Genomic DNA, 26,510 nt, shown 5'->3' with positions numbered 1-26,510 from the left:
TGTCAAGATTTCTTGGCGGACACTCCGCCTTGAGGTAAAGAAGAGGGTATGTCCCGCGACATCGGATTCGATCTTGTCGACGAGGTGGTGGATGGTTTCAGGACGGAGCGACCCGACCTGGATCCGCGCGCCATCGAGACCGCTTGCCGGATGATTTATTCGGGCCGAGTCGCGCAGGCGCATGCAGAACGCATCCTGAAACGCCACGGGCTCAACTACACCGATCTTGATGTACTCGGAAATTTGCGGCGGTCCGGATCGCCCTTCGCCATGTCGCCAGCGGCCTTGCTTCGTCAGGCGATGATCACATCCGGTTCGATGACTTCGTGCCTCGATCGGCTCGAACAGGCCAAGCTCGTCATCCGGGAGATCCGGCAGGATGATCGGAGAGGTCGAATCGTGCGCCTGACCGACGAGGGCCGAGCGCTGATTGATGAAGCCCTGACCAGCCGTTTCGGCAGTGCGGCACGGGCCGCCGCCTCTCTCACCACAAGCGAAATCGATGCATTGAATGCCTTGATGCGGAAGTTCGCCGACGCATTGAACCGCGAGCCGTCGCAGGATTGAAGCGTCGCTGCACCCCACACACCTGACCGGGCAGACAGCCCCGCGTGTGCCGGTTATGTTCCGCTTTGGATTCGGCGCGGAAACAGCGTAGACCCTGACCATGAATTCCATTCCCCTTTCCCAGCAGGCGCGGCCTGCCGCGCCGGCCGGGCAGGCGTCCTATCTTGACGGGCTGAACCCGGAACAGCGCGCGGCGGTCGAGGCACTCGACGGTCCGGTTCTGGTGCTCGCAGGAGCGGGCACGGGAAAGACGCGCGTTCTGACGACGCGGCTGGCGCACATCCTGGCCACCGGACGGGCGCGGCCGTGGGAAATCCTGTCGGTGACCTTCACCAACAAGGCCGCGCGGGAGATGAAGGAACGGGTCGGACGGCTGATCGGACAGGGCGTCGAGGGCCTGCCCTGGCTCGGCACTTTCCACTCGATTGCGGCGCAGATCCTGCGGCGGCATGCCGAACTGGTGGAGCTGAAATCGAGCTACACGATTCTCGACACCGACGATCAGCTGCGGCTGATGAAGCAGATCATCCAGGCCGAAGGCATTGACGAAAAACGCTGGACGCCGCGCTTTCTCGGATCCCTGATCGATGGGTGGAAGAACAGGGGCTGGACGCCCGACCGCGTGCCGGAAGACCAGAAATGGATCTTCGCCGAAGGCGCGGGACAGAAACTCTACGAGATCTACCAGGCGCGGCTGCAGGTGCTGAATGCCTGTGATTTCGGCGATCTGCTGCTGCACAATCTGACGATCTTCCAGAACCATCCGGACGTGCTGCGGGAGTATCACCGCAAGTTCCGCTACCTTTTGGTCGACGAGTATCAGGACACGAATGTCGCGCAGTATCTGTGGCTGCGCCTCCTAGCGCAGGGCTCGCACAATATCTGCTGCGTGGGGGATGACGATCAGTCGATCTATGGCTGGCGCGGGGCGGAAGTCGACAACATCCTGAAATTCGAGAAGGACTTCCCCGGCGCCAAGGTGATCCGGCTGGAGCGCAATTACCGCTCGACCGGCCATATTCTCGGTGCGGCGGCGGGGCTGATCGCGGCGAACCGAGCGCGGCTCGGCAAGACGCTGTGGACCGAGGACGATCCGGGCGAGAAGGTGCAGGTCAAGGGCATCTGGGACGGCGAAGCCGAGGCCCGCTATGTCGGTGACGAGATCGAGCGCTGGGTCAAGGACGGGCGCAAGCATTCCGACATCGCCGTTCTGGTGCGCGCGTCGTGGCAGATGCGGGCGTTCGAAGACCGCTTCCTGACGCTCGGCCTGCCCTACAAGGTCGTCGGCGGGCCGCGCTTCTTCGAGCGCGCGGAAATCCGCGATGCCCACGCCTATTTCCGCCTCGTGCGCTCATCCGACGACGACCTCGCCTTCGAGCGGATCGTGAATGTGCCGAAGCGCGGGGTCGGCGAAACCAGCGTGCAGAAGCTGGCGCAGGTGGCGCGCGGCGCCGGAATATCGATGGCGGAAGCGGCAAGAATGCTGGTCGAGACCGACGAGATCCGCGGCCCGGCGCGCACGGGTCTCAAGGTCTTCCTGCGCGATCTCGACCGATGGGCGCAGATGGCCGAGACGATGCGCCATGACGAGCTCGCCGAGATCGTGCTCGACGAGAGCGGCTATACCGCGATGTGGCGCGAGGACAAGACGCCCCAGGCCGCCGGCCGGCTCGACAACCTCAAGGAACTCGTCCGCGCGATGGGCGAGTATGACAGTCTCGAAGCCTATCTCGAGCACGTCGCGCTGGTCAGCGATCTCGATACGGCGAGCGATGGCGACGAGGTGTCGCTGATGACGCTGCACGCCGCGAAGGGGCTCGAATTCCCGCTGGTCTTCCTGCCGGGCTGGGAGGAGACGGTCTTCCCGTCGCAGCGCGCGCTCGACGAAGGCGGCACCGCCTCACTCGAGGAGGAACGCCGCCTCGCCTATGTCGGCATCACAAGGGCACGCGAACGCGCGGTGATCACCTTCACCGCCAATCGGATGATTTTCGGGCGCTGGCAGTCAGTGCTGCCGTCGCGATTCGTCGACGAATTGCCCGCCGACCACGCCGATGCGTCCTCGGAAACCGGCTACTACGATTCCGGGCCGGGCTTCGAGGGTTTCGGAGAGCCGGCCAATCCGATGGCCTCGTCCTATTCCTCGCCCGGCTGGCGGCGCTACCAGGCCGCCACGAATGAAGGCCGCAAGGGCTCTCCGCCCGTGATCGAGGGCAAGGCGAAGCTGATCGACAGCGCGGAGTCGTCCTCGAAATGGCGGGCGGGCGACCGGGTGTTCCACGACAAGTTCGGCTACGGCACGGTGAGACGCGCCGACGGTGCGAAACTGACCGTCGCCTTCGACAAGGCCGGTGAGAAGAAGGTGGTCGACAGCTTTGTGAGGGAATTGCCGTGAACCAGCTCAATCCGGGTGAAGAAGCTGTCGGGCGGCTGTTTCCGAATTTCGCCACCGACCCCGACCTCTATCTCTACCGGATCGAACCGATCCAGGGCACGGCATCCGTGATGGTCATGGACGAGGCGGCCTACAACGCTGCGCGTTTCATGAACAAGGACATCGTGTCGCTCGATACGCTCGGTGCGAACATCCCGCTGTTCCGGGTGACGGAGTATGCGCAGGCGCGGACCGCGCCCGCGAGACCCGTCCATTTCATCCTGCATCCGAGCCATACCGGCTCGACGCTGGTCTCCCGCCTGCTTGACGCGACCGGCACCACGCTCGGCGTGCGCGAGCCCTGGCCGCTAATCTCGCTGGCGGAGCTGCAGGACGATCTCGGAACGAAGCACAGCGTCGTCTCGGAACAGGACTACGGCATCCTTCGCGACTCGCTAGTCACGGTCTGGTCGCGTGTCTTCCGGCCGGAAACGACCGGCGTCGTGAAAGCGACCAGCCATGCCGGCCGCGCCGTGCCCGACATTCTGCGCACACACGCCGCGAGCCGGGCGATCTCGCTGACCCTGCAGCCTGAAGCCTTCATCACGGCGCTGCTGGCGCGGCAGAATCCGATCCGCGAACTGCTCGGCTTCTCGATCGAGCGGATGAAACGGTTCCAGCGCCGTTTCGGAGATCTGGCGCAGCCCGTCCACGCGATGACGCCGGGCGAACACGCCGCGCTGGCCTGGCTGGTCGAGCGCCAGGTCGAACACGACGTGCTGACGGCCAGAGAGACGAAGGACCGCGTCATTGATGTCGATTTCGACACCTTCCTTGACCGGCCGGCCGAGGAATTGGGCCGGATCGCCAACCACCTCCAACTCGGCGCAACTGACGCCGCTGTCGAAGCCGCGGCGACCGGGCCGCTGATGTCGCAATATTCCAAGGCGGCCGGGCAGAGCTTCACGCCGCAGATGCGCCGGGCGCTGATGGAAGAGACCCGGCAGGTCCGCGGCGGCGATATTGCACGCGGCATGGCCTGGCTGGAGCAAATCGCCAAGACCAGCCCGGCGGCAGCCGCGCTTCTCGGCTGAGTCTTTTCTCGGCGAAAATTCCTTTTCGATCAGGCGGTAATCTCGAAATCCGCGCCGCGCGCCCGGACACTCGGATCAATTCGCGGGAACCGGCCCGCCGGACACGGCGTTTCTCCGGCAACCAGCTGTCATGGAGACACGAATGACCCGCTCTTTCATGCTTGCCGTTTCGGGATTTGCGCTGGTGAGCGCCGCATGCTCCCCCGGCGACGATGTCACGATGGACGAGACCGACACCGATGAAACCACGCTCGCGCAGGACGTCCGGGACGAAAGCATTCCGGAAACCGAGAACCGCGAAGTGACCTCGCCCGGCGGCGCCCAGTCGATGGATTCGCTTCGCGAGGAGCTCGACAGCGGGACAGTCTACAATGAGGGCGCCGTCGAGGACGAACTGATGCAGGCCGGTACGCCGGCCGGCGACGCGGCCTCCGGTTCGGAGCAAGCCAATTTCGGTCTCGACTACGCTGGCGTGTGGGGCAGCGAAGCCCAGTGCGCCAGTGCACAGACCTGGGCGATTTCAGCCAGTTCGGTGACCACACCGGAAGGCGAAGTCTGCACCCTGACCAATATCGAGGAAGGGGCCGGCCAGATCGAGGTCACCGGCGATTGCCGTTCCGCGGACAACACGTCGACCGGACAGCGCACGATGACGCTGGCGCTGCAGGACGACGGCTCGCTGTCGATCATGGACACGACCGAAGTGACGGTCGAACGCTGCACGAGCTTCGAGGACCCGTCGGACGACGATACGGAAATCGAAGAGTAGACGGTCCCGCACCTGTTCGCGGGACGCGGCGGGCACCCCGAGGGGTGCCCGTTTGCATTTGCGCCAGAGTGGAAATGGCAGCAGAAGACCATTGGACGCAAAGCCGCTGCAGGATGCCCGCCGATGAGCACGATCTGGAAACTCAGCTTTACCGGCCCCAGCGAGCCGCTCTACCGCGCCGCGGAACGGCTTGATGAGGTCGAGCTTTCGAACCTGCTCAGCTGGTCGATCATCGATGAAGACCATGAGACGACCGGCAGTCTGGAATTGCTGTTCGATGCTGCGCCGGACGAGGACTCCGTCCGCGAGGCGACCGGTCTCAAGGATGGGTACGAGGCCCGGGCCATCATCCTGCCGGAAGAGGACTGGGTGGCGCTGTCGCAGCGGGGGCTGCCACCGGTCCTGGCCGGGCGCTTCGCCCTCTATGGCAGTCATGACGAACCGCCGCCGGGCAAGATCGCGATCGTGATCGAGGCTGGTCCGGCCTTCGGCACCGGTCATCACGGCACGACGAAGGGTTGCCTGATCGCGTTTGATGCCTTGCTCGAAGAGGGCTTCAATCCAGTGACGGTACTGGATCTCGGGACCGGGACCGGGGCGCTGGCCATCGCGGCGGCGAAAGTGCTGCCGAAGGCGAGCATTCTCGCCAGCGACATCGATCCGGATTCAACCGCCGAGACGGCCCGCAATGCCCAGAAGAACGGCACGCCGGAGATCGAGGCGATCACCGCGGAAGGCTTCGACCATGTGAAACTGGTCGGAGCGAAATTCGACCTGATCTTTGCCAACATCCTCGCCGAGCCGCTGGTATTGCTGGCGGCGGAAATCGTTGCCGCGCTCAATCCGGGCGGGATCGCCATCCTGTCCGGCCTGCTCGTTGAGCAGGAGGAACAGGTGCGCAAGGCCTATGAGGACAAGGGCGTCACCGTCGACGCCCGCGAGCCGCTCGACGGCTGGGCGACACTGGTCGTGCGGAAGGCCGCCTAGGAATTCACCCCACCCTGGCCCTCCCCTCAAGGGGAGGGAATAGGCAAGGCGATTCTCTCCCTCCCCTCTCAGGGGAGGGTTGGGGTGGGGTATTAGCGGCGGCGGCCTTTCAGACCGGCGGCTTCCAGAAACGCATTCACATCGACCGTGCCGGGGCGGCGGCGGATGCCGGCGCGCTGGCGCGAGCGGTCGAGCTGGTGGTTGAAGGCGTCGCCGCCATTCAGGCGGAAAAATTCGTCGATCGGAGACATGGGAGGACCTCGTTGTGCTGGCGCGGATTAATCCCGTGTTGACCGGTTCCGGTAGTGACGCGTTCGCATGACAGGCTTGCGATTTTTCGCACACATTGCGGACACGCGTTGAAAGCGGCACGGCGCAGGACTAGCTTGCGCGCCATGACCCATTACAGCCCCCAATCCTTCGACGTGAAGGGCGGACCGGAAGACGGTCGCGCCCACCTGCCCCTGCTGCGCAAGGCGCTCGAAACCGCCGGTCTCGACGGTTTCCTGATCCCGCATGAGGACGAGTACAACAACGAATACCTGCCCGACTGCGCCGAGCGCCTGGCCTGGGCCACCGGCTTCACCGGTTCGGCCGGTTCGGCGATCGTGCTGCGCGACGAGGCCTGTGTGTTCACCGATGGCCGCTATACGGTGCAGGTCCGCGAACAAGTCGATCCGAAAATCTTCCAGATCGAGGATGTCAGCGAAACGCCGCCTCATGTCTGGCTGTCGAAGCACGCGAAAAAGGGCAGCGTGATCGGCTATGACCCGAAGCTGCACAGCCCTGATACGCTCGACCGCTTCAAACGCGCCGCCGAAAAAGCCGGTGCGGAACTGGTGCCTGTCGACACGAACCCGATCGACCAGGCGTGGGAAAACCGCCCCGCCGCTCCGAGCGCGAAGCTGAGCGTGCAGCCGATGGAGTTCGCCGGGGAAACCCATGCCGACAAGCGCAAGCGCGTCGGCGAAGCGATCGCCGAGGACGGGGCGGAGTTCGCCGCGATCACCGCGCCGCCCTCGATTGCCTGGCTGTTCAACATTCGCGGCGGCGATGTGCGCCGCAGCCCGCTGGCGCTCGGTGCCGCGCTGATCAAGTCCGATGGCACGGCGACGCTGTTCGTGAACCCGGACAAGGTGACGGACGAGGTGCGCGCGCATCTCGGCAACGAGGTCGCGCTGCGCCCGGAACACGAATTCGCCGACGGGCTGCATGCCCTCAAGGGCCATACGGTCAGCGTCGATCCGGGTCTGGCATCGGCCTGGGTGTTCGACCAGCTGACCGAGGGCGGTGCCAAGATCGTGCGCCGCCGCGACCCGATCCTGCTGCCCAAGGCGATCAAGAACGACACCGAGCTGGAAGGCGCGAAGCAGGCGCATATCCGTGACGGTGCCGCCCTGACGCGCTTCCTGCACTGGCTCGATACCGAGGCGCAGTCGGGCGCGATCGACGAGATCGAAGCCGCGGTGAAGCTGGAACAGTTCCGCACGGCGTCCGGTCAGGTGAAGGATCTGTCCTTCGACACAATTTCCGGTGCGGGCCCGAATGGTGCGCTGCCGCACTACCGCGTCTCGACCGCATCGAACCGCAAGCTGGAACGCGGCACGCTCTATCTCGTGGACAGTGGCGGTCAGTATCCCGACGGCACGACCGACGTGACCCGAACGGTGCCGATCGGCGACCCATCGGCGGAAATGCGCGAGCGCTTCACCCTGGTCCTGAAAGGTCATATCGCGCTGTCGCTGGCGCGTTTCCCGAAGGGCACGACCGGCGGTCAGCTCGATACGCTGGCGCGCCTGCCGCTGTGGCAGGCGGGGCTCGACTATGACCATGGCACCGGCCACGGCGTCGGCAGCTTCCTCGGCGTCCACGAAGGCCCGCAGCGCATCGCCAAGGCCGCTTCCGACGAGCCGTTGAAGCCCGGCATGATCGTGTCCAACGAGCCCGGCTATTACAAGCCGAACGCCTATGGCATCCGGATCGAGAATTTGATCTTCGTGACCGGTCCCGACCCGGTTCCGGGCGGCGAACGGCCGATGATGGGCTTCGAGAATCTGACGCTGGCGCCGATCCACCGCGATCTCGTCGACACGTCGATCATGACCGACCGGGAGCTTGACTGGCTCAACGCCTATCACGCCGACGTCGGGGCGAGGATCGCCCCGCTCGTCGAAGGCGAGGTCAAGGCGTGGCTGGAGGCGGCGACCGCGCCGATCACGCGCTGAGGCTCGTCAAATTCGCGTTGATCGTGGCGGTCGCGGCCTTTGCCGCGGGGTGTTTCTATGCCGATGAACCGCTGATCGAGAGGCGTTTCGCGGACCGCGGGATCGAACCCGGATTCTACACGCATGCCCCGGTCGATCCGGTGACGCAGGAAGAATGGGCACCGCCGACCTGGCAAGGCGAGATCCGCTATCACCGCGACCGGCGCTACCGGGCGAATATGGAAAATTTCCCGCATCAAGGCGTGCGCATGCGCTCGCTCGGCGGGAATGTCTATGTCGCCGAAGTGCCGGACCGGGATGGCGAACCGATCTACAGCTACGGGCTGCTCTTCGTCTATGCGGGCGGGGTGATCGCCTATCACATCCCGTCCTGCAGCGATCTCAGTGAAGCGGGATGGGAGGCGGCCGGTCTCGTCATCGACGAGGAAGGCGCGTGCCGGATCGACGAGCTTGAAACCCTCGAAGCTGCCTTCTCCGCCTATCTGCGCGAACATGAGGGTTCGCTTCGGATCGACGGGATTTACCGAAGGGTTGGGGACTAACCCCCCGTCACTCCCGCGCACGCGGGAGTCCAGATCATTCGACGCATCTGGATTCCCGCGTTCGCGGGAATGACGTTACTGACGGATCAGCTCAAACCACTCGTCCTCGGTGAGGACGGTGACGCCGGCCTCCTGGGCCTTCTTCAGCTTCGAGCCCGCACCCGGTCCGGCGACGAGATAATCGGTCTTGGCCGAGACCGAGCCGGACACCTTGGCGCCAAGCGACTGCGCTTTCGCCTTCGCTTCGTCGCGGGTCATCTTTTCGAGCGTGCCGGTGAAGACCACTGTCTTGCCCGAGACCGGCGAGTCCGCGGCCACGGCGGCGGCATCCTCGACCGTCACTTCCGCGAGCAGGTGGTCGAGCACGTCGCGATTGTGTTCCTCGCCGACGAACTGGGTCAGCGCCTCGACCGCAGCGGGACCGACACCGTCAATGTTGAGCAGTTCGGCGCGCGCGGCCTCATCAGTCACGGCCTTCTCCGCCGTCGCGCGGAGCGACGCGAAGTCGCCATAGGCGCGGGCGAAGACGCGGGAGTTGGTTTCGCCGATATGGCGGATGCCGAGCGCGTTGACAAAACGCTCCGCGCCGATGGAACGGCGCTGGTCGATCGAGGCGAAGAGATTGGCGATCGAGGTTTCGCCGAAGCCTTCCCATTCCTGTAGCGGCGGGGTGATCTCGCCGGCCTCGTTGCGCCTCTTCAGGGTGAAGATGTCGGCCGGTTCGCGCACGAGCCCCTTCTCGAAGAAGAACTCGATCTGCTTTGCGCCGAGACCGTCGATGTCGAACGCCTTGCGCGAGACAAAATGGATCAGGCGCTCACGCGCCTGCGCCGCGCAGATCAGCCCGCCGGTGCAGCGGCGGACGGCGTCGGCTTCGCCCGTCTTCTCGTCGTGCTCGCGGACCGCATCGCTGCCGCAGACCGGACAGGCGGAGGGGAAGACGAAGGGCTGCGAATCCGCAGGGCGTTTGTCCTTCACGACCTCGACGATCTGCGGGATGACATCGCCGGCGCGCTGGATCACCACTGTGTCGCCGACGCGAACATCCTTGCGCCTGATTTCGTCCTCGTTGTGCAAGGTCGCATTCGACACGACGACACCGCCAACCGTGACCGGTTCGAGCTTGGCGACCGGCGTCAGCGCACCCGTCCGGCCGACCTGGATCTCGATGGCGTTGAGCCTGGTCGTCGCCTTCTCCGGCGAGAATTTGTGGGCGATGGCCCAGCGCGGTGCGCGGGCGACCTGTCCCAGCCGCTCCTGCCAGTCGAGGCGGTCGACCTTGTAGACGACGCCGTCGATGTCATAGCCGAGATCGGCACGGCGGGTTTCCAGCTTGCGGTAATAGTCGAGAAGGCCGTCGTGGCTGGAGGACCGGATCATGTCGTCATTGACGACGAAGCCCGCCGATTTCAGCCGCTGGACCGCGTCGAATTGCGTACCGGCCAAAGGCTCGGACACCTCGCCCCAGGCATAGGCAAAGAAGCGCAGCGGGCGTTTCGCGGTGATGGCGGGATCAATCTGACGCAGCGAACCGGCGGCGGCGTTGCGCGGATTCTTGTATTCCGGCTTCCCGGCCTCGCGCTGGCCTTCGTTGAGCGCCGCGAAGTCGGCATGGCTCATATAGACCTCGCCGCGCACTTCGAGCACGTCCGGCACGTCTCCGGTCAGCGTCTGCGGAATTTCCGCGATGGTCCGCAGATTGGCCGTCACGTCCTCGCCGGTCTCGCCATCGCCGCGCGTCGCGCCGGCGACGAGCTTGCCGTTCTCGTAGCGCAGGCTGGCGGACAGGCCGTCGATCTTCGGTTCCGCCGTGACACTGAGCTCTTCTTCGTCACCCAGACCGAGGAAACGGCGGACGCGGGCCAGGAAATCCGACACGTCATCGTCGGTGAAGGCATTACCGAGCGAGAGCATCGGCTTTGCATGCTTGATCTCACCGAACTTGCCGGACGGCGATGCCCCGATCGTCTGGGTCGGGCTGTCGGCGGTGACGAGATCGGGGAAGCGGGCTTCCAGCGCTTCGAGCCGCTGGCGTAGCGCGTCATAGGCCGCATCGGAAATCTTTGGCGCGTCCTTTCCGTAATACGCCTTGTCGTGCGTCTTGATCTCCTTGACCAGCCGCTGGTGCTCGGCGTCGGCTTCGGGCCGGGTCAGCCTGTCGACATCCTTCAGAGCGCTCACGACACCCCCATCAGCTGGTCGGCCTGAGCCCGGGCGGCGTCGGTGACGTTCTCGCCCGAGAGCATGCGCGCGACTTCCTCGCGGCGCTCGGCGCCCGAGAGTTCGGTCAGCGTGGTGCGCACCCCGCCATTGCCGTCGTCGATCTTCTCGATCTTCCAATGATGATCGGCGCGGGCGGCGACCTGCGGCGAGTGCGTGACGACAAGGGTCTGACCGGTCCTGGCAAGCGCCGAGAGGCGTTTGCCAACCGCATCGGCGACCGCCCCGCCGACCCCCTGGTCGACTTCGTCGAAGATCAGGACAAGGCCGTCCTCCCCGACCGACAGGCAGACCTTCATCGCCAGGGCGAACCGCGACAGCTCGCCGCCGGACGCAATCCTGTCGAGCGCACCGAAGGGCGCGCCGGGATTGGTCGCGATCTCGAACTGGACGCGGTCGCGGCCATTCGGCCCGGCAAGATCATCGGCGGTTTCGACAGCGACGCGCACCCGCGCCTTGTCGAGCTTCAGTGGCGGCAACTCGGCCATGATGGCCTTGGCCAGCGCATCGCCGGCCTTTTCCCGCGTCTTCGTCAGCGCCGCAGCCGCGCGGTCGTAGCTGGACTGCGCCGCGGCCAGCGCCTTTCTGGCCTCATCAAGACATCCTTCGGCATTCTCGATGGCGTCGAGCCGGTCGGCGAGATCGGCTTTGAGCGGGACGAGCGCATCGATCGCGACATTGTGCTTTCGCGCGGCGGCGCGCAGCGCGAACAAACGTTCCTCGACCTTGTTGAGCCGGCCGGGCTCCACCTCGAACGTTCCGGCGGCATCGGCCAGCGCATCTTCGGCCTCGGCGAACTCGATCAGCGCCCGGTCGAGCGCCCCGGTTGCACGCAGGAGCGCGGTGCGGGCTTCGCCCGCGGCGCCTTCCTCGGCCTGGCCGATCTGTTCGGAAACCCGCTCAAGCGTGCGCAGTGCGGAGCCGAGGCGTTCCGACAGGCCGCCATCGGACTGCAGCGCCTCGGCGGCGGCCTGCAGTTCGCTGAGCGCGTTCTCTGCGTGCTGCAGGAATTTGCGTTCCTCGGCGAGCGCCGGTTCCTCTCCGGCGACCGGTGAGAGATGGTCGAGTTCCTCGAGCGCGGCGCGGAGCCATTCCTCTTCGGAGTTGGCATTGCGCTGTGCTTCTTCGAGCGATGCGACCCGGTCGCGCGCCTCGCACAGCGCCCTCCATGCTTCGCGGACCGTGCGCCGCTCTTCGTCATTGCGGGCGTAGCTGTCCAGGAGGCTGCGATGGGTCTTCGGGTCCATCAGGCCGCGGCCGTCATGCTGGCCGTGCACCTCGACCAGCGACTCGCCGAGCGCTTTCAGGAGGCCGACACTGGCGGGCTGGTCGTTGACCCAGGCCTGGCTGCGGCCGTCCATCGTCAACCGGCGGCGCAGGATGACCGGTTCGCCGGGTTCAACGGTGATCCCGGCCTCGTCGAGTTCGGTGCGGGCAGGATGGTCGTCGGGCAGGTCGAAGGTCGCCGTGACGCGCGCCTCCTCGCTGCCGGAGCGTACGAGACCTCGGTCCGCGCGCTCACCGGCGGCGAGGCCCAGGGCTTCGAGAAGGATGGATTTGCCCGCCCCGGTTTCACCGGTCAGGGCACACAGACCCGGACGGAAAATCGCTTCCAGCCGGTCGATCAGCACCACATCGCGGATGGAGAGGGAGAGCAGCATGCGCGACGCGCCGCCCCCGCCCTAACCGAAGATGCGATCGAGCGCCCGGCGCAGGTAGGAGGGGTTTTCCTCTCGCAGATCCGTGTTGGGAATCGCGATGCCTTCACGCGTCATCAGGCGGTAGGTGTCTTCGTACCACTGGCTGCCCGGGAAGTTGTAGCCGAGCACGGCCGCGACCTGGGTCGCTTCCTCGTCGACGCCGAGGGCAACATAGGACTCGACCAGGCGGTGCAGGGCTTCCGGCACGTGGCTTGTGGTCTGATAGTTCTCGATCACGTCGCGGAAACGGTTGATCGCGGCGAGATGGAATCCGCGCTGCAGATAATAGCGGCCGACATCCATCTCCTTGCCCGCCAGGTGGTCACGGGTCATGTCGATCTTCAGCCGCGCGTCCTGGGCATAGCGGCTGTTCGGATAGCGGCGCACGACCTGTTCCAGCGCTTCGAGCGCCGTGCGGGTCGTGCCCTGGTCGCGGCCAACATCTCGGATCTGCTCGAAATGGCAGATGGCGATCAGATAGTAGGCATAGGGTGCGCTGCGGCTGCCGGGATGCAGCGACAGGAAGCGCTCCGCGTCGGAAATCGCGGCTTCGTAATTATTGGCCTGATAGTTCGCATAGGCCGCCATCAGCATGGCGCGCCGGGCCCATTCGGAATAGGGGTGCTGACGCTCGACCTCGTCGAATTGCTCGGCCGCTTCGGTGTAGCGGCGGCGATCCATGAGATCGACAGCCTCACCGTAAATTCCTTCCGCAGGACGTTCGACATAGACCGCCGCGCGCGGACGATCGCGCTGGCAGGACACCACGATCAGGGGAATGAGGGCGATAAGGACAAGACGCGTCGCGAACTTCATAAACGCTTCCTCTTGAAGGATTTGCGCGAATCTCAGAGATGCGGCGGCGCCGCGTCCGGGTCAGCGTTGTAGCGTATGGAATCGCGACGCGAAAGCGTTTGCCTGCGTTCAGGAACGCGCAGCGGCAGCCTGGGGCGCAAGGGCCTCCGAAAGCGTGACCATCTTCCACGCGGTTTCATCGGCCAGAAGCGCGCGCACCGCGACATTGTTCAGCGCATGGCCGGGCTGGCTTGCCTGGTAGCGGCCCAGGATCGGCGCGCCCGCCAGGGCCAGATCGCCGAGCGCGTCGAGCGCCTTGTGCCGCGCGAACTCGTCGGCGAAGCGCAGGCCTTCCTCGTTGAGAATGCCGCTTTCGTCGAGGACGACGGCATTGTCCATCGAACCGCCCCGCGCGAGACCGGCGGCACGCAGGGCCTCGACGTCGCGCTTGAACCCGAAGGTGCGTGCGGATGCCACTTCACCGGAAAAGGTCTCGGCGGAGATGTCGAACGCATAACGCTGACGGCCGACCGAGGGGTGTGGAAAGTCGATCTCGACGTCGATGACCGGGCGCAGCGACGGCATGAAGGTCGCCGTGCGGCCCTGGAATTCCGCGGACACGGCCTTCAGCACGCGAATGGCGCGGCGCGGCATGGCCGAGGCCTTCAACCCGACCTGCGCGATCAGATCCACGAAGGGCGCCGACGAACCGTCGACGATCGGCACTTCCGGGCCATCGATCTCGATCAGCGCGTCGTCGACACCGAGCGCGGCGAGCGCCGCCATCAGGTGTTCGACGGTGGCGACCGAAACGCCGGCCTCGTTGGCGATCGTCGTGCCGAGGCGAACGGTCGTGACGTTGGTCGCCCTGGCTTCGACGCGATTGTCCGCGGTTTCGAGGTCGGTGCGTTCAAACACGATGCCGGTGCCCGGCGCGGCCGGCTTCAGGACGAGGCGTACGCGCTCGCCGGAATGAAGACCGATTCCGGAACACACCGCCGCAGATGCCAAAGTTTGCCGGTTCATACGCAACACACCGCCAGGAGCCCCAAGGAACCGGAAGCGCTTACTCCCGGATCAGGGCACCCTAGCGGCGCGTTGTCATCCCGCAATTAAAGCTTTGTTGCGCTTTGTTACGCGAAAAACCCAGCGTTTTCAGTTAGTTGGCCTGACGGCGCAAGAAGGCCGGGATCTCCAGATCGCCCTCGTCGCCGGTTTCGCCGAACAGGTCGCCGGAAGCGGGACGATGCGTCACGTCCTCGGCGCGGGTCGGAGCGGTTTTCGGGACGGGAGCCATCGGGCGCTTGCGGCGACCGAACAGGGAGAAGCCGCCCCGCTCTTCGGACTGCGCTTCGGGCTCCGGCTCGCGGGCACGCGGCGGCGCAGAAACGAAGTTGCGGGCCTCGGCCGCGATGCGTTCCTGGTCGCGGACAACCTGCGGACGCTCGTCCGTGACGAAGGGATCGTGATCGTCCTCGATCTCCGCTTCGATGGGTTCCGGCCGGACATTGGACGGTTCGGAAATCGCTTCCGGCATCATCACCGGTTCGGCGGGACGCTCAGGCTGATGGATCGGCGCGGCCGGACGCTCGTCATGGGCGCGGCGAACCAGCGGTTCGCGAACCGGCTGGCGCACGGGCGCACGGGCTTCGGTCTGGATCGGGCGGCGGATCTGGCGCGGGTCCTGGACCTCGGCCTCGGCGTCGATCCCGGTCGCGACGACCGAGACGCGCATCATGCCTTCCATGTTCTCGTCAAAGGTGGAGCCGACGATGATGTTGGCTTCCGGGTCGACTTCGGAACGGATCTCGTTCGCCGCCTCGTCGACTTCGTACAGCGTCATGTCATAGCCGCCGGTGATGTTGATGAGCACGCCGGTTGCGCCCTTCATCGAAACGTCGTCGAGCAGCGGGTTGGCGATGGCGGCATGCGCGGCCTCGATGGCGCGCTTCTCGCCGGACGCTTCCCCGGTCCCCATCATCGCCTTGCCCATCTCGCTCATCACGGCGCGGACGTCGGCGAAGTCGAGATTGATCAGTCCGGGCATGACCATCAGGTCGGTGATGCCGCGAACGCCGGAATGCAGGACCTGGTCGGCCATGCCGAAGGCCTCGGCGAAGGTCGTCTTCTCCGTCGCGATGCGGAACAAATTCTGGTTCGGAATGATGATCAGCGTGTCGACATTGCCCTGAAGCGCCTCGATGCCGCTTTCGGCGATCTTCATCCGGCGCGAGCCCTCGAAGTGGAAGGGCTTGGTGATCACGCCGACGGTCAGGATGCCCTGCTCGCGCGCGGCGCGCGCCACGACGGGTGCCGCGCCGGTGCCGGTGCCGCCGCCCATGCCCGCGGTGATGAACACCATGTGGGCGCCGGCGAGCTGTTCCATGATTTCCGGCAGCGAGTCCTCGGCCGCCTGCTCGCCGATCTCCGGCCGGGCGCCTGCGCCGAGGCCCTCGGTGATCGAGGCCCCCAGCTGGATCTTCCGCTGCGCCTTGGAGCGCGTCAGCGCCTGCGCGTCGGTATTGGCGACAGCAAAATCGACCCCCTCGAGCGAGGCGTCGATCATGTTGTTGACCGCGTTTCCGCCGGCTCCGCCCACGCCAAAGACGAGGATGCGGGGGCGAAGTTCAGTTGATTCGGGTACCGACAGGTTCAGGGCCATATGGGCGCTCCGTACACGAAGCCTAAAGGTTAACAGCGATTCTCCGTGTTAATCTTGGCCCCGCGGCTTAATCGCGAGTTAAATCCACAGGATTCTCTGCGAATTTCGCTGCTGTCAGAAGGACTCGGCGAACCAGCGCAGGATGGCGCGCGGTCCGGACTCGGCCGGCGCCGGACGCGTGACGCGAACCGATCCCGCCACGCGGGGCGGTCCTGCAATCGCTTCCGCCGCGCCGCGGGTTTCCCGCAGGATGATGCCGGATGCGGCTGCAAACGCCGGACCGGATACGGCATCGCCCAAACCGGCCACGCCGTGCGGACGCGACAGGCGCGCGCGGCGGCCGAAGACGCGGCTGGCCACTTCCTCGGCGCCGGGCAGTTGAGCCGCCCCGCCGGTGAGAATGAGCTGATGATCGCGGTGGCCGTGGGCACCGGCTTCCTTCAGCCGGTCGCGGATCATCTCGAATGTCTCGTCGAGACGCGGACGAATGATCGCGTTCAACAGGGAGCGCGGTGCGGAACCCATGCGGTCGCTGGCGCCTTCGAGCGGCGGGACTTCGATCATCTCGCGATCGTCGTCCGGGCTGTCGAGTGCCGAGCCGTAGAGGATCTTGATGCGTTCGGCGGCGGCCAGCGGCGTCGACAGGCCCCGCGCCACATCATTGGTCACGTGCGCGCCGCCGACCGGAACGGTATCGACATGAATCAGGGCCCCGTTGTCGAACACGGCCGCGCTGGTCGTGCCCGCGCCCATGTCGATCAGGGTCGCGCCCAGTTCGATCTCGTCATCGGTCAGCGCGGCCAGGCCGGACGCATAGGGTGTGACCACGACACTCTTGAGATCAAGATGACAGGCCTGGATGCAGTGAAGGAGATTGCGCAACGGCCCGGCTGCCGCGGTGATGACGTGGACCGTCACGCCCAGTTTGCGGCCGAACATGCCGCGCGGATCGCGGACGCCGCGGCTTTCATCAACACTCCAGCCGATCGGGAAGGCGTGCAGGATAACGCGATCAGCGGCGTCCGCCTCGGCGATCGCCGCGTCGAGCAGGCGCTTGAGATCGCGGTCGCCAACCTCGCGGCCCGACAGGGTCGCCTCCGCCCGGATGCGTGCGGACCGGATCTGACCGGCGGTCAGCGTCACCGTGGCCATAGACACGGCGTGACCGGCCATTTTCTCGGCGCGCTGAACCGCGTCGCGGATCGTGTCGCGCGCCGTGTCGAGGTCGATGATGGCGCCGCCGCGCATGCCGCGCGCCGGCAGATGCCCGACGCCGATGACCCGCGGACGGGGACCGGTGGCCGTTTCCTCGGTCTTCGAGATGAAGCACGCAATCTTCGACGAGCCGAGGTCGATTGCGGCGCAGATCGCCGGGCGCTGCGGCGACTGGGCCGTCTTGCGATCGCTTCCGAAGGGCCAGAACACACTCATGCGTCGCGTTCTCCCCCCATGCGTTCCGGCAGGGCGCGAACGATCATTTCCCCGGGCTGGCGCAAATCGATGACCTCGGCGTCGAGACGAAGGACGCCGCGTTCCGACTGCATCGCGGACAGGAGGGCAAGGGCGGCGCCCGCCTCCTGTTCCGGCAGTTTCACGTCGGCCCCGGTGTCGAGACGGAGATTCCAGCGCCGCGAGCCGACGCGGACCACGGCGACCGTGCGCCGGGAGATTTCAGGATAATGGGCGAGGATGTCGAGGATTTCGGCCGCAGCCTCGGGCGCACCGGCATCAACGACCAGCGGCAATTCGGGATGCGAACCGGCCTCGACCTCTTCCAGAACCACGCCGTCGCGGTCGATCAGGTGGAAGCGGCCATTCATCTGCCACAGCGCGAAGGGCGTACGGGTCTCCACGACAACCGCCACTCGGTCGGGCCAGAGCCGGGCAACCTGCGCGTCGCGCACCCAGGAGATCGCCACGACATTGTCGCGGGCCTCGGCGGGATCGAAGGCGAAGGCGGGCTGGCCGTCGCGCGCGCCGGTCGCTTCGGCGATGGCGGCCACGCGGTCTTCCTCGACACCGGTCACGTCGATGTTCCGGATGGCGAAGCCGAGCGAAGCCAGCCGGTTCTGCGCCGCCGTCGCGACACCGTCGGTGATCGATGACAGCTGACCCGTCAGGATGATGAAGAGGACAAATCCGGAGAAGGCGAAAACGGCGATGCCGGCTCCGAGGCGTGCGGCATTGACCGCGCTGTAACGCGCGCCGCGCACCTGGGCTTCGGCCCAGTTACGCAAACGCCGCGGAGCGGACCCCGCGGCGATCGTCTTTCGGCCAGTCGTGCGACGGGTGGCCTTTCGGGCCTTCCCCGCACGTCTCACCTGGGACATGTCGCATCCTCCGCCATCCACTGAACGAAATCGTCAAACGCGATCCCGTTCCACGCCGCCTGTTCCGGGGCGAGGGAAGTCGGAGTCATGCCCGGCTGGGTGTTAATTTCGAGTAACCACAACTGGCCATCGCCCTGTTCGTCCCAGCGGAAATCGCTGCGTGTGACGCCGCGGCAGCCGAGCGCTTCGTGGGCCAGGAGGGCCAGGCGCTTCGCCTCTTCGGCAACAGCGTCGGGGATTTCCGCGGGGATGACGTGGCGCGATCCGCCGGCGGCGTATTTGGCTTCGTAGTCGTAAAACGCCGTGCGCGGAATGATTTCGGTGACGCCGAGCGCGCTGTCGCCCTGAACCGCAACCGTCAGTTCGCGGCCGGGGATGAATCGCTCGATCAGGATCTCGCTGCCGAGTTCCCAGTCCGTCGCGCCAAGGTCCGCAGGCGGACGGTTGGCGCCTTCCAGCACAATGAAGACCCCGACCGAGGATCCCTGCGCGTTCGGTTTCGCCACGTAAGGCGGCTTCATGGCGTGTTCGCGGGCGGCCTCGAAACGGTCGACCAACTTTCCTTCCGGGCACGGAACACCAAAGCGTTCGAACACCGCCTTGGCGCGCTGCTTGTCCATGGCGAGCGCCGAGGCCAGCACGCCGGAATGCGTGTAGGGCGCGCCATAGTGTTCGAGAATGCCCTGGACCTTGCCGTCCTCGCCCCATTCACCATGGAGCGCGTTGAAGACGACGTCCGGCGCGGCCTCGGCCAGCTGGCGGGCCAGTTCGCGCGTCGGGTCGATCTCGGCCACGTCCCAGCCCTTGCGGCGCAGCGCGTCGGCGCAGGCCTTGCCTGAAACGAGCGAGACCGGACGTTCGGCGGACATGCCGCCCAGAAGAACCGCGATGCGCTTTGTCATGTCTTTGTCTCCACCCCGATGCGTTTGACCTCCCATTCGAGGTCGATGCCGGTCGCCGCAAGAATGTCGGCGCGCGCGCCCTCGACCACGGCTTCAAGGTCGGCGGCGGTCGCCGTGCCGTCATTGATCAGGAAATTGGCGTGCATCTCGGAGAAGCGCGCGCCGCCGATGCGCTTGCCGCGCCAGCCGGCCGCGTCGATCAGCTTCCACGCCTTGCGCTGGTCCGGCGTGCCCGGCGGATCGGGATTGCGGAAGGTCGAGCCGGATGTCTTTTCCCGGATCGGCTGGGTCGCTTCCCGGCGGGCGGTGATCACGTCCATGCGCGCGGTGACGGCCTCGGGCACATCCGGCGCGCCCTGAAACAGCGCCTCGACGAAGATCCAGTCGTCCGGCGCCTCGCTGTGGCGATAGGCGTAGCCGAGTTCATCCGCCTTCACGACGATGCGGCGGCCGAGCCGGTCCAGCGCGGCGGCCTCGATCAGCACGTCCTTCGTCTCGCGGTCATAGCAGCCGGCATTCATGCGCAGCGCGCCGCCAATCAGTCCGGGCACGCCCACGAAGAACTCAAGGCCACCGATACCCGCCTTCGCGGCGGTCTGGGCTACCTTCTTGTCGAGTGCGGCAGCCCCGGCGCGAACGCGCGCGCCGTCCTCCGCGGTGACCCGCCCAAACGGTGCGGTCAGGCGCACCGTCACCCCCGGCACGCCGCCATCACGCACCAGCGTGTTCGACCCGGCGCCGAGAATGGTGACGGGAATTTCCTCGGGGGTTTCGGCCAGGAAGCGCGCGAGATCGGCCTCGTCGGCCGGCAGGTAGAGTACTTGCGCCGGACCGCCGACCCGCAGCCAGGTCACATCGGCCAGCGGGGCGTTCTCGACATATTTGCCGCGCACCTGCGGCAGGCAGCTGATGAGGGACGGCCAGGTCATATCCGCACCCGCTTTCCTCCCCCGTTCACGGGGGAGGTGTCAGCGCAGCCGACGGAGGGGGGAAATCCCCCCCTCGCCCAGGACCGGGTCCGAGGCACTCCCCCCGCAAGCGGAGGGAGAAAGCGATAATGAGTGCCCCCCACCCCGGCCCTCCCCCGTTGGGGGAGGGAGAGAAACGCCGTCGCGACTCCCTCCCCTTGAGGGGAGGGTTGGGGTGGGGTGCGCAAGGAACCGGCCACTAGCCGAACGCCTTCAGCTCTTCCGGCAGGGCATAGGCCCAGGCGGTGATGTCGCCCGCGCCGAGGCAGACGATGATGTCACCGGCGGCGGCGCGTTTCGACACCGCTTCGGCGACGGTCTCGCGCGTCACGGGCGCCGCATCGCGGTGGCCGTGCGCCTTCAGGCTGGCGACGAGGTGGTCGCGGTCGGCGCCCTCGATCGGGCTTTCGCCCGCCTCGTAGACATCGGCGACCAGAACGCTGTCGGCATCGTTGAAACAGGTCGAGAAATCCTCGAACAGATCGTGCAGGCGGGTGTAGCGATGCGGCTGCATCACCGCGACGACCTTGCCCTTGGTGGCTTGCCGGGCCGCCTTGAGGACGGCAGCGATCTCGACCGGGTGGTGGCCATAGTCATCGATGATCGTTGCGCCCTTCCACTCGCCGGTGCGGGTGAAGCGGCGCTTCACGCCGCCGAAACCGGCGAGCGCCTTGCGGGCCGTGTCCTCGGTCGCGCCAAGCCGTTTCGCGACGGCGAGCGCGGCGATGGCATTCTGGACATTGTGCTGGCCGACCATCGGCAGGAAGAAATCCTTCCAGACTTCGGTCTCGCCGTTTCTGAAGACGATGTCGAACATCGTGCCGCCGGTGTCGGGGCGCAGGTTTTCGCCGCGCACATCGGCCTGCGGGTTGAAGCCGTAAGTGATGACCTTGCGGTCCTCGATCCGGCTGGCGAGCGTCTGCACCTCGGGGTGATCCGTGCACAGAACGGCAAAGCCGTAGAAGGGCAGCGCCTCGACGAATTGCCGGAAGGCGGCACGGATCGCATCGAAGTTGGAGTAGTGCTCCATATGCTCCGGATCGATATTTGTGACGATGCCGGCCGTCGCGCGCAGCTTCAGGAAGCTGCCGTCGCTCTCGTCGGCCTCGACGACCATCCAGTCGCCCTCGCCCATTTTCGCATTCGATCCGTAGGCGGAAATGATACCGCCATTGATCACCGTCGGGTCGAGTTCGGCGGCGTCCAGCAGCGCCGCAACCATCGAGGTGGTCGTGGTCTTGCCGTGGGTGCCGGCGATGGCAACGGAGTATTTCAGCCGCATCAGCTCAGCGAGCATCTCGGCCCGGCGCACGACGGGGATTTTCTGCTCGCGCGCGGCGACGAGTTCGGGATTGTCGCGCTTGATCGCGGTCGACACAACGATGGCGCCGGCGCCCCCGATATTCCCTGCCGTGTGACCGATCGAGACGCGCGCGCCGCGTGCGCGCAGTCGTTCGACATTCGGGTTCGCCTTGATGTCGGAGCCCTGCACATCATAGCCGAGATTGAGCATCACCTCGGCAATGCCCGACATGCCGATGCCGCCAATGCCAACGAAATGGATGGGGCCGACACGCAGCGGCAGGGCCGTCGTCTTCTTCACCGGGATTTTTCCTTCGCAATCGCTTCCAGCGCGTCGGCGAACAGGCCGGCGGCATCGGGCTTGCCGAGTGCCCGCGCCCGCTGCGCACGCTGTTTGAGGTCTTCAAGGTTCGCCAGCCGCACTTCAAGCAGGGATGCCAGTGCGGCAGGCGTGAATTCGGCTTCCGGAACACTGTCGGCCGCGCCCGCCTCGACCAGATCGCCGGCGTTGGCGCTCTGGTGGTCGTCGGTCGCGATCCCCAGCGGCACGAACAGGGCCGGCCGTCCGACGGCGGCGATTTCAGATACGCTCGACGCTCCGGCCCGGGCGATAACGAAATGCGCGGCGGCGAGCTTTTCCCCGACATTGGAGAAGAAGGGCGAACACTCCGCCCTCACACCCGCCTGCTGATAGATGTCCTGCGCCATGGGAAGGGATTCTTCCCGGGTCTGTTGGGCGACTTCAAGGCGCGATCGTAGCCATTCCGGGAGATCGGCCACGGCCTGCGGCACAGTCTCCGACAGGAGGCGCGCGCCGAGACTGCCGCCCAGAACGAGGAGGCGGATCGGACCGTCCTGGGTCAGGGGCGGATAACCCGCTTCGCGCGCGTCGAGGATCGGGGCGCGCAGCGGGTTGCCGGTGATCAGGCGTTTCGTGTTGCGCGGCGCGCGATCGAGCCGGGCGAAGCCGCTGGCAACGACACCGGCCTGCTTCGCAAACACCCGGTTCACCCGTCCGAGCACGGCATTCTGTTCGTGGATTGCGAAGGGGATTTTCTCCGCCCGCGCCGCCCACAGCGCGGGAAAGGCCGGATAGCCGCCGAAGCCCGCAACGACGCCGGGCTTCCACTGGCGGACGATCCGCTTGGCCTGACCGATCCCGGCCATCAGGTCGAGCACGGCCTTTGCCAGCTTGACCGGATTTTTCGTCGACGGGCTGGCGGCGCGGATCTGATCGATCGTCTCGGCGGGAAAGCCGTCCGTGTGTTTCAGACCGCGCGCATCGGTGATCAGACGCACCGTCCAGCCACGCGCGATCATCTCGTCGGCCAGCGCCCGGGCGGGGAAGATGTGACCGCCCGTTCCGCCCGCCGCCAGAAGCAGCCGGCGTCCGCTCATCGGGCGAATCTCATCGCATAGGCCCCCGGCCGGCGGCGCGTGAAAGCCAGCATCAGGCCCGCGCCCAGAGCCAGCGCGATCATCGACGACCCGCCATAGGAGACGAAGGGAAGCGTCATCCCCTTGGGCGGAATGAGGCTGAGATTGACGGCGATATTGACGATGGCCTGCAGGCCGAACTGCAGCGCGAGGCCGGCCACCGCCAGCTGCGCGAAATGGTCGGTCAGGCGCATCGCATTGGTCCAGGCGCGCGCGACCAGGATAGCGAACAGGCCGATGATGGCGAGCGACGCAAAGAGGCCGAATTCCTCGGCGGCGACGGCGAAGATGAAGTCGGTGTGCGCGTCCGGCAGGAAGCGTTTCACCTCGCCCTCGCCCGGCCCGGCCCCGGCAATGCCGCCGCGCGCGATCGCCTCCATCGCCCGGTCGATCTGGTAGGTGTCGCCCGATTCCGGGTTGATGAAGCGCTCGATGCGCGAGGCCACGTGCGGCAGGAAGACATAGGCCGCGACCGCGCCGGCGACGGCGAGACCTGACAGCCCGGCGACCCAGCGCCAGCTGAGGCCGGCCGCGAAGAAGACGCCGCCAAAACACAGGGTCAAAAGTACGGTCTGGCCGAAATCCGGCTGCGCGATCAGCAATGCCACGGCAAACAGGTAGAGGCCAAAAGCCACGAGATGGCCGGGTATCGGGGCGCCGCGCCGGGATTCCGCGAACAGCCACGCCGCGACGACGATCAGCGAGGGCTTGAGGAATTCAGACGGCTGGATCGAGAACGGCCCGAAGCGCAGCCAACGCGCCGCGCCATTGACCTCATAGCCGATGAACAGGGTCAGCAGCATCAGTGCGAAGGACCCGACGAGGACGAGGCCGGCGAGCCGCCTAGCGCCCTTGGGCGACAGGCTGGAAACGAAGAGCAGCGTGAGAACGCTCGCCCCGGCAAAGAAGATCTGCTTGTAGAGGAAGATGAAGGAATTGGCCTGCGACGGGTCGCGGCCCGCCGCACGGGCGATTCGCTCCGCCGCCGCCGGGCTGGCGGCCAGCGAGAGAACCAGGCCGACGCAGATCAGCGCGAAGACGACGAAGAGCAGCGTCCGATCGAGTCCGCGCCACCAGTCATTCAATTCCCGCGCCCGTGCCGCGATCATGCCGCCCCCCGCTCCGGCCCGTTCAGCCGGTTCTTCACGAGCGTGCGGAACACGTCCCCGCGATGCTCGTAGCTGTTGAACTGGTCGAAGCTGGCGCAGGCAGGTGAAAGAAGAATGACCGGATTCTTCCGTCCGCCTTCCGAGGCATCGCGCAGGGCGAGGTCGAGGGCATTCTCCAGCGTGCCGGCCTTTTCGAAGGCGACCTCGTTTCCGAGGGTTTTGGCAAAGGCGTTCTGAGCCTCACCGATCAGATAGGCCTTGGCGATGCGCGGGAAGAAGGCCCGGAGTGGTTCGATCCCGCCTTCCTTTGGTTGACCGCCCGCGATCCAGTAGATCGTGTCCCAGCAGCCGAGTGCCTGGGCCGCGCTGTCGGCATTGGTCGCCTTGGAATCATTGACGAAGAGAATGCCGCCGCGCTCGCCGACGCGCTCGGCGCGGTGCGGCAGGCCGGGAAAGGATTTCATTGCCTGCGCCGCCGTGCGGGCATCGACGCCGAGCGCGCGAACCGCAGCAAAGGCGGCAGCGGCATTCTGGGCATTGTGCCGCCCCGGCAATGCCGACGCCCGGCTCAGGTCGGCGACGGTCTCGGTGTGACCATTGGTGGCGTCGTAGACCTTGCCGCCGAGCGCATACATGCCCTTCGACAAGGCGCGGCCGGACGAAATGGGGACCACACTCATCGGGCCGCCGGCCATCAGAGCCGAACAGACGCCGCGCGTGTGGTCGTCATCGACCCCCACGATGGCGGTGCCGGATTCGTCCTGGTTCAGGAAGATGCGCTTCTTGGCGGCCAGATAGCCGGCCATGTCTCCATGCCGGTCGATATGGTCGGGCGTGAGATTGAGGAAGACCGAGACGTCGAGCTTCAGGCTCGACACCAGATCGAGCTGATAGCTGGACAGTTCCAGCACATAGACCGAGCCCGGGCGCGGCGCCGGCAGGCCCAGCACGGCTTCGCCGATATTGCCGCCGACATGGGTTTCGCGACCGGCCTTCTTCAGGATGTGGCCGATCAGCGCCGTGGTGGTGGATTTGCCGTTGGTGCCGGTGATGCCGACGATCCGGGGGCGTTCGGCCTCCGGCAGGGCATTCATCGTTCGGGCGAACAATTCCATGTCGCCGATTACTTCCGCGCCGACGGCGCGGGCGAATTCGACCATGCGATGCGGCGCGGGGTGGGTCAGCGGTACGCCCGGCGACAGGACGAGGGCGGCGATGTCGCCCCAGTCGCGGCGGCCGAGATCCTCCAGTTCGACACCGGCCTTCCTGGCGGCTTCGCGCGTATCGGCATTGTCATCCCAGGCGAGGACGTTCGTTCCGCCCGCCGCGAGCACTTTCGCCGCCGCGATCCCGGTACGACCGAGCCCGAAGACGGCGACGCTGCGCCCCTCGAATTCGTGGACCGGGATCATGAATGGGCTACCTCAGTTTCAGGGTGGAAAGACCGATGAGCGCCAGGATGACGGCGATGATCCAGAAACGGATCACGATGGTCGGTTCCTGCCAGCCCATCTTCTCGAAATGGTGGTGGATCGGCGCCATCTTGAAGACGCGCTTGCCGAACAGCTTGAAGCTGGCGATCTGGACCATGACCGATACGGCCTCAAGGACGAAGAGACCGCCGATGATGGCCAGCACGACTTCGTGCTTTACCGCGACCGCGATCGTGCCGATCGCGCCGCCGAGTGACAGCGAACCGGTATCGCCCATAAAGACCATGGCCGGCGGGGCATTGTACCAGAGGAAGCCGAGCGAGGCCCCGAGCAGCGCGCCGCAGAAGACGGCCAGTTCGCCGGTGCCGGGGGTGAAATTGAGCTGAAGGTAGTTGGCGAAGACGAAATTGCCGACGATGTAGGCAATGAAGCCGAAGCTGGCCGCGGCGATCATCACCGGCACGATGGCGAGACCGTCGAGTCCATCGGTCAGGTTCACCGCATTGGACGCCCCTGCAATCACCAGCGTTCCGAACACGAGGAAAAGCGGCCCGAGCGGGATCAGCACGTCCTTGAAGAAAGGCATGGCGATCGAGGTCGCGAAGCCTTCGGGCACATCCGGCGCATTCGACAGAAGCTGCGTCATCCAGAACACAGCGGCTCCGGCGATAAGGAATTGCAGTATGAGCTTGGCCGAGCCCGGCAGGCCGGCCGAGGAGCGCTTGGTCACCTTGCGGTAGTCGTCGACGAAGCCGATCGCGCCATAGCCCGCGGTGACGAAGATCACGATCCAGAGATACTGGTTCGACAGATCGCCCCACAACAGGGTCGCGAGCAGCATGCCGGTCAGGATCAGGAAGCCGCCCATGGTCGGCGTCCCGGCCTTCTCGATGATGTGACGTTCCGGACCGTCCGCGCGGATCGGCTGGCCTTCGCGCTGCTTCTTGCGCAGCCACTTGATGAAGGGCGAGCCGAAGATGAAGACGAAGGCCAGTGCCGTCATCATCGCGCCACCGGTCCGGAAGGTGATGTAGTTGAACAGGTTGAGGAGGGTGAAGTCCTCACCGAGCGGTGCGAGCAGCCAGTAGAGCATG

Annotated in this window: 22 protein-coding genes; 7 read left to right on the top strand and 15 right to left on the bottom strand. The window is 66.0% G+C overall.

Annotated elements, in window-relative coordinates; genetic code table 11:
* Positions 1–48 precede the first annotated feature (48 nt).
* The 5 genes from ACFOOR_RS12885 to ACFOOR_RS12865 all read left to right on the top strand — a co-directional run bounded on the left by ACFOOR_RS12885 (position 49) and on the right by ACFOOR_RS12865 (position 5,791).
* The gene (locus ACFOOR_RS12885; protein ID WP_343162994.1) at positions 49–567 is read left to right on the top strand and encodes a MarR family winged helix-turn-helix transcriptional regulator; all 519 of its coding nucleotides are present in this window, start codon (positions 49–51) and stop codon (positions 565–567) included.
* A gap of 100 nt (positions 568–667) precedes the next feature.
* The gene (locus tag ACFOOR_RS12880; protein WP_343162993.1) at positions 668–2,962 is read left to right on the top strand and encodes an ATP-dependent helicase; all 2,295 of its coding nucleotides are present in this window, start codon (positions 668–670) and stop codon (positions 2,960–2,962) included.
* The gene (locus tag ACFOOR_RS12875; protein WP_343162992.1) at positions 2,959–4,035 is read left to right on the top strand and encodes a hypothetical protein; all 1,077 of its coding nucleotides are present in this window, start codon (positions 2,959–2,961) and stop codon (positions 4,033–4,035) included. Before ACFOOR_RS12880 ends, ACFOOR_RS12875 begins: the two co-directional genes overlap by 4 nt.
* Positions 4,036–4,177: 142 nt before the next feature.
* Entirely contained in the window at positions 4,178–4,804 is a 627-nt protein-coding gene (locus tag ACFOOR_RS12870) for a hypothetical protein (protein WP_343162991.1), read from the top strand.
* Between the two features lie 123 nt (positions 4,805–4,927).
* Positions 4,928–5,791, top strand: coding sequence for a 50S ribosomal protein L11 methyltransferase (locus ACFOOR_RS12865; RefSeq protein ID WP_343162990.1), 864 nt, complete (start codon positions 4,928–4,930; stop codon positions 5,789–5,791).
* Between the two features lie 92 nt (positions 5,792–5,883).
* Here the strand turns inward: ACFOOR_RS12865 and ACFOOR_RS12860 are convergent, their stop codons facing one another.
* Entirely contained in the window at positions 5,884–6,042 is a 159-nt protein-coding gene (locus ACFOOR_RS12860; RefSeq protein WP_343162989.1) for a hypothetical protein, read from the bottom strand.
* A 144-nt stretch (positions 6,043–6,186) separates the two neighbouring features.
* On the opposite strand from ACFOOR_RS12860, the gene ACFOOR_RS12855 reads away from it, so the two are divergent.
* Both ACFOOR_RS12855 and ACFOOR_RS12850 read left to right on the top strand, forming a co-directional pair.
* Positions 6,187–8,016, top strand: coding sequence for an aminopeptidase P family protein (locus ACFOOR_RS12855; RefSeq protein ID WP_343162988.1), 1,830 nt, complete (start codon positions 6,187–6,189; stop codon positions 8,014–8,016).
* Positions 7,980–8,558: a hypothetical protein gene (locus ACFOOR_RS12850; protein ID WP_343162987.1), complete on the top strand. Its 579-nt coding sequence runs from the start codon at positions 7,980–7,982 to the stop codon at positions 8,556–8,558. Before ACFOOR_RS12855 ends, ACFOOR_RS12850 begins: the two co-directional genes overlap by 37 nt.
* Before the next feature lie 75 nt (positions 8,559–8,633).
* Here ACFOOR_RS12850 and ligA read toward each other — a convergent pair whose 3' ends face one another.
* From ligA to mraY, 14 genes are all read right to left on the bottom strand, one after another.
* Positions 8,634–10,739, bottom strand: coding sequence for an NAD-dependent DNA ligase LigA (gene ligA / locus ACFOOR_RS12845; protein WP_343162986.1), 2,106 nt, complete (start codon positions 10,737–10,739; stop codon positions 8,634–8,636).
* A complete protein-coding gene (gene recN, locus ACFOOR_RS12840) occupies positions 10,736–12,439 on the bottom strand; it encodes a DNA repair protein RecN (protein ID WP_343162985.1) in 1,704 nt (567 codons plus the stop codon). Before recN ends, ligA begins: the two co-directional genes overlap by 4 nt.
* A 21-nt stretch (positions 12,440–12,460) precedes the next feature.
* The gene (locus ACFOOR_RS12835; RefSeq protein WP_343162984.1) at positions 12,461–13,294 is read right to left on the bottom strand and encodes an outer membrane protein assembly factor BamD; all 834 of its coding nucleotides are present in this window, start codon (positions 13,292–13,294) and stop codon (positions 12,461–12,463) included.
* 108 nt (positions 13,295–13,402) lie between these two features.
* Positions 13,403–14,299 (bottom strand): UDP-3-O-acyl-N-acetylglucosamine deacetylase, encoded by an 897-nt coding sequence (gene lpxC, locus ACFOOR_RS12830; protein WP_343162983.1) that lies wholly within the window; start codon positions 14,297–14,299, stop codon positions 13,403–13,405.
* Between the two features lie 133 nt (positions 14,300–14,432).
* Positions 14,433–15,935 carry a cell division protein FtsZ gene (ftsZ, locus tag ACFOOR_RS12825; protein WP_343162982.1) on the bottom strand — a complete coding sequence of 501 codons (1,503 nt, stop codon included), beginning with the start codon at positions 15,933–15,935 and terminating at the stop codon, positions 14,433–14,435.
* Positions 15,936–16,049: 114 nt separating this feature from the next.
* A complete protein-coding gene (gene ftsA, locus ACFOOR_RS12820; protein WP_343162981.1) occupies positions 16,050–17,366 on the bottom strand; it encodes a cell division protein FtsA in 1,317 nt (438 codons plus the stop codon).
* Positions 17,363–18,265, bottom strand: a complete 903-nt coding sequence (locus ACFOOR_RS12815) for a cell division protein FtsQ/DivIB (RefSeq protein WP_343162980.1) — start codon at positions 18,263–18,265, stop codon at positions 17,363–17,365. The genes ftsA and ACFOOR_RS12815 overlap by 4 nt, the downstream gene beginning before the upstream one ends.
* Complete coding sequence (locus tag ACFOOR_RS12810) at positions 18,253–19,167, bottom strand: D-alanine--D-alanine ligase (protein ID WP_343162979.1); 915 nt, start codon at positions 19,165–19,167, stop codon at positions 18,253–18,255. The genes ACFOOR_RS12815 and ACFOOR_RS12810 overlap by 13 nt, the downstream gene beginning before the upstream one ends.
* Positions 19,164–20,096: a UDP-N-acetylmuramate dehydrogenase gene (murB, locus tag ACFOOR_RS12805; protein ID WP_343162978.1), complete on the bottom strand. Its 933-nt coding sequence runs from the start codon at positions 20,094–20,096 to the stop codon at positions 19,164–19,166. Before murB ends, ACFOOR_RS12810 begins: the two co-directional genes overlap by 4 nt.
* 238 nt (positions 20,097–20,334) lie before the next feature.
* Positions 20,335–21,738, bottom strand: a complete 1,404-nt coding sequence (murC, locus tag ACFOOR_RS12800; RefSeq protein ID WP_343162977.1) for a UDP-N-acetylmuramate--L-alanine ligase — start codon at positions 21,736–21,738, stop codon at positions 20,335–20,337.
* Positions 21,735–22,835 (bottom strand): undecaprenyldiphospho-muramoylpentapeptide beta-N-acetylglucosaminyltransferase, encoded by a 1,101-nt coding sequence (gene murG / locus ACFOOR_RS12795; protein ID WP_343162976.1) that lies wholly within the window; start codon positions 22,833–22,835, stop codon positions 21,735–21,737. The genes murC and murG overlap by 4 nt, the downstream gene beginning before the upstream one ends.
* A complete protein-coding gene (gene ftsW / locus ACFOOR_RS12790) occupies positions 22,832–23,983 on the bottom strand; it encodes a putative lipid II flippase FtsW (RefSeq protein WP_343162975.1) in 1,152 nt (383 codons plus the stop codon). The genes murG and ftsW overlap by 4 nt, the downstream gene beginning before the upstream one ends.
* On the bottom strand, positions 23,980–25,395 hold the full coding sequence (murD, locus tag ACFOOR_RS12785) for a UDP-N-acetylmuramoyl-L-alanine--D-glutamate ligase (protein ID WP_343162973.1): 1,416 nt from the start codon (positions 25,393–25,395) through the stop codon (positions 23,980–23,982). Before murD ends, ftsW begins: the two co-directional genes overlap by 4 nt.
* A 7-nt stretch (positions 25,396–25,402) precedes the next feature.
* Positions 25,403–26,509: a phospho-N-acetylmuramoyl-pentapeptide-transferase gene (mraY, locus tag ACFOOR_RS12780; RefSeq protein ID WP_343162972.1), complete on the bottom strand. Its 1,107-nt coding sequence runs from the start codon at positions 26,507–26,509 to the stop codon at positions 25,403–25,405.
* Position 26,510 lies beyond the last annotated feature (1 nt).

The organism is Hyphobacterium vulgare (genome assembly GCF_042643335.1).
Taxonomy (GTDB): Bacteria; Pseudomonadota; Alphaproteobacteria; order Caulobacterales; family Maricaulaceae; genus Hyphobacterium; species Hyphobacterium vulgare.
This window is presented reverse-complemented; position numbering and strand designations above follow the sequence as displayed.

Coding starts and splice junctions, on each gene's coding strand:
- ACFOOR_RS12885 (WP_343162994.1), top strand. CDS start 49: ATGTCCCGCGACATCGGATTCGATCTTGTCGACGAGGTGGTGGATGGT.
- ACFOOR_RS12880 (WP_343162993.1), top strand. CDS start 668: ATGAATTCCATTCCCCTTTCCCAGCAGGCGCGGCCTGCCGCGCCGGCC.
- ACFOOR_RS12870 (WP_343162991.1), top strand. CDS start 4,178: ATGACCCGCTCTTTCATGCTTGCCGTTTCGGGATTTGCGCTGGTGAGC.
- ACFOOR_RS12865 (WP_343162990.1), top strand. CDS start 4,928: ATGAGCACGATCTGGAAACTCAGCTTTACCGGCCCCAGCGAGCCGCTC.
- ACFOOR_RS12860 (WP_343162989.1), bottom strand. CDS start 6,042: ATGTCTCCGATCGACGAATTTTTCCGCCTGAATGGCGGCGACGCCTTC.
- ACFOOR_RS12855 (WP_343162988.1), top strand. CDS start 6,187: ATGACCCATTACAGCCCCCAATCCTTCGACGTGAAGGGCGGACCGGAA.
- recN (WP_343162985.1), bottom strand. CDS start 12,439: ATGCTGCTCTCCCTCTCCATCCGCGATGTGGTGCTGATCGACCGGCTG.
- ACFOOR_RS12835 (WP_343162984.1), bottom strand. CDS start 13,294: ATGAAGTTCGCGACGCGTCTTGTCCTTATCGCCCTCATTCCCCTGATC.
- lpxC (WP_343162983.1), bottom strand. CDS start 14,299: ATGAACCGGCAAACTTTGGCATCTGCGGCGGTGTGTTCCGGAATCGGT.
- ftsZ (WP_343162982.1), bottom strand. CDS start 15,935: ATGGCCCTGAACCTGTCGGTACCCGAATCAACTGAACTTCGCCCCCGC.
- ftsA (WP_343162981.1), bottom strand. CDS start 17,366: ATGAGTGTGTTCTGGCCCTTCGGAAGCGATCGCAAGACGGCCCAGTCG.
- ACFOOR_RS12815 (WP_343162980.1), bottom strand. CDS start 18,265: ATGTCCCAGGTGAGACGTGCGGGGAAGGCCCGAAAGGCCACCCGTCGC.
- ACFOOR_RS12810 (WP_343162979.1), bottom strand. CDS start 19,167: ATGACAAAGCGCATCGCGGTTCTTCTGGGCGGCATGTCCGCCGAACGT.
- murB (WP_343162978.1), bottom strand. CDS start 20,096: ATGACCTGGCCGTCCCTCATCAGCTGCCTGCCGCAGGTGCGCGGCAAA.
- murG (WP_343162976.1), bottom strand. CDS start 22,835: ATGAGCGGACGCCGGCTGCTTCTGGCGGCGGGCGGAACGGGCGGTCAC.
- ftsW (WP_343162975.1), bottom strand. CDS start 23,983: ATGATCGCGGCACGGGCGCGGGAATTGAATGACTGGTGGCGCGGACTC.
- murD (WP_343162973.1), bottom strand. CDS start 25,395: ATGATCCCGGTCCACGAATTCGAGGGGCGCAGCGTCGCCGTCTTCGGG.
- mraY (WP_343162972.1), bottom strand. CDS start 26,509: ATGCTCTACTGGCTGCTCGCACCGCTCGGTGAGGACTTCACCCTCCTC.